This is a genomic window from Bradyrhizobium sp. P2_E8 (assembly GCF_056403875.1).
In genome coordinates, this window is sequence record NZ_JBFUES010000476.1 from 1 (window position 1) to 5,630 (window position 5,630).

General features: G+C 62.9%; 5 protein-coding genes. 1 reads left to right on the forward strand and 4 read right to left on the reverse strand.

Features of this window, described 5'->3' with window-relative positions; translation table 11 throughout:
* Nucleotides 1-2 precede the first annotated feature (2 nt).
* Together AC1D00_RS24060 and xoxF5 are read right to left on the reverse strand one after the other, a co-directional pair.
* Complete coding sequence (locus AC1D00_RS24060) at nucleotides 3-494, reverse strand: c-type cytochrome, methanol metabolism-related (RefSeq protein ID WP_027546458.1); 492 nt, start codon at nucleotides 492-494, stop codon at nucleotides 3-5.
* Between the two features lie 111 nt (nucleotides 495-605).
* The gene (gene xoxF5 / locus AC1D00_RS24065; protein ID WP_135176702.1) at nucleotides 606-2,417 is read right to left on the reverse strand and encodes a lanthanide-dependent methanol dehydrogenase XoxF5; all 1,812 of its coding nucleotides are present in this window, start codon (nucleotides 2,415-2,417) and stop codon (nucleotides 606-608) included.
* 515 nt (nucleotides 2,418-2,932) lie between these two features.
* On the opposite strand from xoxF5, the gene AC1D00_RS24070 reads away from it, so the two are divergent.
* Complete coding sequence (locus AC1D00_RS24070; RefSeq protein ID WP_477012360.1) at nucleotides 2,933-3,901, forward strand: helix-turn-helix domain-containing protein; 969 nt, start codon at nucleotides 2,933-2,935, stop codon at nucleotides 3,899-3,901.
* 40 nt (nucleotides 3,902-3,941) lie between these two features.
* On the opposite strand, the gene AC1D00_RS24075 is transcribed toward AC1D00_RS24070, so the two are convergent.
* Both AC1D00_RS24075 and AC1D00_RS24080 read right to left on the reverse strand, forming a co-directional pair.
* A complete protein-coding gene (locus tag AC1D00_RS24075) occupies nucleotides 3,942-4,367 on the reverse strand; it encodes a hypothetical protein (protein ID WP_135176700.1) in 426 nt (141 codons plus the stop codon).
* 147 nt (nucleotides 4,368-4,514) lie between these two features.
* The gene (locus AC1D00_RS24080) at nucleotides 4,515-5,504 is read right to left on the reverse strand and encodes a Bug family tripartite tricarboxylate transporter substrate binding protein (RefSeq protein ID WP_477012361.1); all 990 of its coding nucleotides are present in this window, start codon (nucleotides 5,502-5,504) and stop codon (nucleotides 4,515-4,517) included.
* Nucleotides 5,505-5,630 lie beyond the last annotated feature (126 nt).

A 5,630-nucleotide genomic window follows, 5' to 3' on the forward strand; every position in this document is an offset into this window, starting at 1 on the left:
GTTCATTTCTTGCCCATGCAGGCGTCTTCGGCCTTGGTGTAGGTCTCGTTCTTCTCCTCCTTCTTGGAGGGACGCTGCCGGCCCCACGCCTCGTCGGAGCGGGCGCGCAGATAGACGTAGAGATCGTCCATGTAGCAGGCGACGTTCGGGTTGTCGCCGAAGGCAGGCATGACGTTCTCCTGCGCGGTCGAGATGTTCTTGCGACCGGAGGCGACGACGCCGAGGAAGTCGCCATAGCTCATGGTCTTGACCGAATCCTTCAACGCCGGTGCGTAGGTGGATCCCATGCCGTCGGGGCCATGGCAGACGTGGCAGTCGGAGTGATAGCGGCGATATCCGGAATAGGTGAACCAGTCCACGGTGCCGTCGGCCGAAATCTTGTAGGTCGGATTTCCTTCCTTATCGAGCCACTTTCCGTCGTCTTCCTTCTTGACGGCGGTCGGGTCGCCCGGACCGTCCGCAACAGCAATTCCCCCCGAGGTTACGAAGATCATCGCAGCAATGACAAAGCAGATTTTACGCAAGAGATTATCCTCGAAGGCATCAGGTGGAGACGAGCCGGCGCGTGGAGTTGGTCCACGCGCCGGAGCGACACGAAGGTGAGGCTAGTTCGCCGCCGGCAGCGAGAACACGGTCAGCGTACCGCCGAGTGCCGTGTAGTTGCTGAGAGCCGCGTAGCCACCGACTGCGCCGAGACCGGCGGTCGGATCGGTCAGACCAGCTGCCAGACCGATGCCGGCCCAGCCGCCGACGCCCGAGAGCACTGCGACATACTGCTTGCCGCCGTTCTCATAGGTCGTGACGTTGCCGATGATGCCGGAGGGAGTCTTGAACTTGTAGAGCTCCTTGCCGGACTTGGCGTCGACCGCCTTCAGGTAGCCTTCGAGCGTGCCGTAGAACACCACGCCGCCGGCGGTTGCGAGCGCACCCGACCAGACCGAGAACTGCTCCTTGTTCGACCAGACGATCTTGCCGGTCTTGCCGTCCCAGGCGATGAAGTTGCCCATGTGGCTTTCACCCTGCGGCGGATACATCGAGAGCGTCGCACCCACATAGGGCTGGCCCGCGGTGTAGCTCACCTTGAACGGCTCGTAGTCCATGCAGACGTGGTTGGTCGGAACGTAGAACAGCTGCGTGTCCGGCGAGTAGGCTGCCGGCTGCTCGTCCTTGGTGCCGAGCGCGGCCGGGCAGATGCCCTTCACGTTGTGGTCTTCGCCGGCCTTGTCGGTCGAAGCTGCGTCGAGCACCTTCGGACGGCCATAGGTCGGCGAGTTCTTGTCCATGTCGACGCCGGAGGTCCAGTTCACCTTCGGATCGTACTTTTCGGCAACCAGCAGTTCGCCGTTCTCACGGTCCATCGTGTAGGCGAGGCCGTTACGGTCGAAATGGGTCAGCAGCTTGCGCGGCTGGCCGTTGATCTGCTGATCCGAGAGGATCATCTCGTTGACGCCGTCATAGTCCCACTCGTCATGGGGCGTCATCTGATAGACCCACTTGGCCGAGCCGGAATCCGCGTCGCGCGCGAAGATGGTCATCGACCACTTGTTGTCGCCCGGACGCTGCTTCGGATTCCAGGTCGAGGGGTTGCCCGACCCGTAATAGACGAGGTTCAGAGCCGGATCGTAGGACATCCAGCCCCAGGTGCAGCCGCCGCCGATCTTCCACTGATCGCCTTGCCAGGTCTTCAGCGAGGAGTCGGCTCCAACCGGCTTGCCGAGCGACGTCGTCTTGGCCGGGTCGACCTTGATCTGGTCGTCCGGACCTTCGGAGAAGGCGCGCCAGACCTGCTTGCCGCTCTTGAGATCGTAAGCGGTGACGTGGCACTGCACGCCGAATTCGCCGCCGGAGATGCCGACGAGGACCTTGTCCTTGACGACAAGCGCCGCCGAGGTGCCGGTCTGGCCCTTGCTCGGATCGCCGTTCGTCGCCGACCACGCCACCTGGCCGGTCTTGGCGTCGAGCGCGACGAGGTTGGTGTCGGCCTGATGCAGGATGATCTTGCCGTCGCCATAGGACAGGCCGCGGTTGACCGTGTCGCAGCACATCACCGGGATGACGTTCGGATCCTGCTTCGGCTCGTACTTCCAGACGATCTTGTTCTCGTTTGAAAGGTCAATGGCGTAGACCTTGTTCGGGAACGGGGTGTGGACGTACATCATGTTGCCGATGATCAGCGGTCCGCCTTCATGGCCGCGCAGCACGCCGGTCGAGAAGGTCCAGGCGACCTGGAGCTTGCCCACGTTTTGTGCGTTGATCTGGTTCAGCTTGGAATACCGGGTATTGGCGTAGTCGCCCGCCGGCATCACCCAGTCTTTCGGGTTCTGCGACATCTTGATCAGCTCGTCATTGGCTGAAGCGCTGCCGACGGCGAGAGCCGCCGCGGAGCCAAGATAGGTCGCCAGTAGCACCTTGCGCATAGTCATTTCCTCCGTTGGTATCGTTTATTGTTTCCGAAGCGTTGCTCAATCACCGGGCTTCTCGTCCGGCGTCTGCTCGTGCAGGGCGGTCACGATTGGGACCAGAAACGATGGTGTGGTGTTTCCTCCTCCTGATGAGAGCCACGGGTCCACGTGCAGGAGCGGCCCGTTCTTGTTGTTCCTGCCGCAATCCCTAACGACTTCGTCAACGGGAAACTTGCCCAAGAGAGAAGCCGGTTTGCTTGACAGCGCACGGACGCGAAGATTTTGATTTTGCAGTAGCGAATTCAGCGGCTTCCGCACCGCGTCGGGACCACGTTCAGCGCTCAGGTTCCCCTTGACGGCGCTGCAACTAAGGCGGAGGATTAACGTTCAAGGGTGGCAATGAAACGATGGCGCTCGTTGCAAAAGACCGCTCACATTCGAGGTAAACGTCACGCAATCTCGGCCGAGGGCTCCGGCAGCGCTGGTCGCGATTCGCGTCGAATTTCCGAATCAAACCAGTGGCTGGATTAATGTCCGACACAATTCATACGCTCTCGACGACTGGAATGACGCCGAAGCGCCAGGTCCAGAGCTGGATCGACGGGCTGACCAGCCTGTGTGGGCATTTCGACGTCGATCCGCTGGAGGCCTCCTCGCTCGAAGGCCGCATCGACTACACCTCGGTCTCGCGCCTGAAGCTGTGCCAGATCGAGGTCAGCCAGCATCGCATCGCGCACACGCTCGCGCGCGCCAAAGCCAACGAGCACCCGTACATCAAGATCCACTTCCAGACCTACGGCGTGTCCTATTTCGAGCAGGAAGGCCGCCACATCGAATTGAATCCGGGCGACATCATCGCCTATGACGTCTCCTGCCCGCATTCGATCATCAGCCCCGCCTTCACGCGTCACGACGTGGTGATCGTGCCGAAGGCGCTGCTGCGCGACCGCGGTTTCCCATCGCAGCGGATGCCGGCCTGCAAATTGTCGGCGAAGACGGGTACGGGACGGATCGCCCACGATTTCGTCCACGCGACGTTCGACGAAGCGGCCAAGCTGTCGGCGAACAGCGCGGTCGGCGTCGCCGATTCGCTGATCGACCTCTTGCTGCTGCCGCTCCGCGAAGCCGACACGATGTTTGATCGGGTCGGGCCCGAGGCGATGTATGTGCGCGCGCAGTTCTTCATCCGCGAGCATCTGCGCGATCCGGATCTGTGCATCGACCAGATCTCCGCCGAGCTCGGCTGCTCCAAGCGCTATCTGCACATGCTGTTCTCCGAGCGCGGCACCACGGTGAGCGATTACATCTGGCAGGCGCGCTTGCAGAACTGCCGCCAGGAGCTCGAGGCCCACGCCGGCAAGACCATCACCGACGTCGCGTTCTCCTGGGGCTTCTCCAGCTCATCGCATTTCAGCCGGGTGTTCCGGAAATATTTCGGCGTGGTGCCGTCCTCGATCCACAAGGCGCAGCAGGGCGCCGCGAGCTCGGGCGAGCATTAGGCGAGCGCTGCAGCCGACGCTGGCCGCGCGGCGATATCTCTCAGGCCGATATTGCGACGTAGGGAATGCTGGTCACGAGAGCGACGAGCAGCACCGCGTTGCCAAGCATTCCGCTCCAGTGCAGCCGCCGCAGCCGGTGCGGGGCTTCCGCGTCGCCCGCGTCCCTCGCGCGGAGCTGGTCATCGATCCGTTGCATGAACCAGCGTCGCCCCCAGATGGCCAAGGCTGCGATCAGGCCAACGCCCATCGCGGCGATCAGGCGACCGTCGAGCAGGAAAGCCAGCGCCCCGATCACGCCGGCAACGCGCATTACCAGAAAATGGGCGTTGAACATCCCACGCAATAGCTGGGCGACGGGCTGGATATCGAGCTTCACCAGCAGAAAGGCGGGCGAGGCCAGGGTGAAATAGCCCATCGGAAAGAGCAGGATGACCATAACGGCAATTGCGACTCCGTCCGGTGTCATACGATCGGCCCTTCTTGTTGTCGGCCCCGGTGAGGGCTTCCGGCAGCGCGCACAATCATAGCGGGAAAATGCGCTTCCGACACTAGGCTTTGGTCGGACGCCGGGCCGCGAAGGGGGCACCCGGCGCGCCGCGCCATGGCTTGCGGTTCAGGCCGGCTCGAGGCCGAGCGACTGCGCGCTCTCGATCCAGATCGGCAGCTCGCGCTGATAAAGGGCGTTGCTCTCCTTGAAGCCGATCGCCGGTTCGAGCACGAAGGTCGCGAGCACTTCCTTCACTTTCGGATCGTTGTTGGCGGCGACGCAGAGCTCGGCCAGGCGATCGACCACCGGCTGCGGCGTCGCCTTCGGCACCGCCCAGCCGGTGAAGCCGCTGACGGTGAAGAATTTCGACGTCGCGCCCTGTTCGGGGAGGGTCTTGATCGCGGGAATCGCGTCGACCTTCTTCGAATGCACCGCGAACACGGTGCCACGGTCGCTTTGCAGGACGGATTGCGCGGCCGTGTAACTGCCCATCGCGGCATCGAGCGTGCCTTCCAGCATGCCCGTCCACATCGGCGCTTCGCCGCGGTAGTGGACCGGCTCGATGTTGAGGCCATACTGCTTGTTGAGCTCGTTGATCGTCATGTGCGGGGCCGAGCCGGCACTGTAGGTGCCAAAATTGACCTTGCCGCTCTTGCGCGCGAAGGCGACGAAATCCTCCAGCGTCTTGACGCCGGTCTTGGGGTTCGCGACCAGCAGGAGGCCGGCACCGGGAATGACGCTGACGAGCGCCAGGTCCTTGTCCATGTCGTAGCCCGGATTCTTCATCACCACACGGTTCATGATGTAGGTGGTCGAGATCGAGCACAGCACGGTGTGGCCGTCGGGCTCGGCGCGGGCGACCTCAGCCGTGCCGATCGCGCCGGAGGCGCCCGGCTTGTTCTCGACGACGACGGTCTTGCCGACCTGCTTGGAGATGAATTCGCCATAGGCGCGCGCGAGCAGGTCGGTCTGCCCGCCGGCGGGATAGCTGCAGATCATGCGGATCTGCCGCGACGGCCACGCAGCTTGTGCGGAGGCGCTGCGCGCGACGAAAGGCATCGCGAGTGCGCTGGTACCGGCGGCGATGAAATGGCGGCGATCGAGTTTTTCGGACATGATTCTCTCCCGGATTTTTGCCGAAAGTACTGCATCATGCCGCCGCTGCCATGGGCGACAGGCGAGACAGATTGGCGCATTCGACGTCGCCGATCCGCGTCACCCGGACGATCGGGCCTTCCGTAT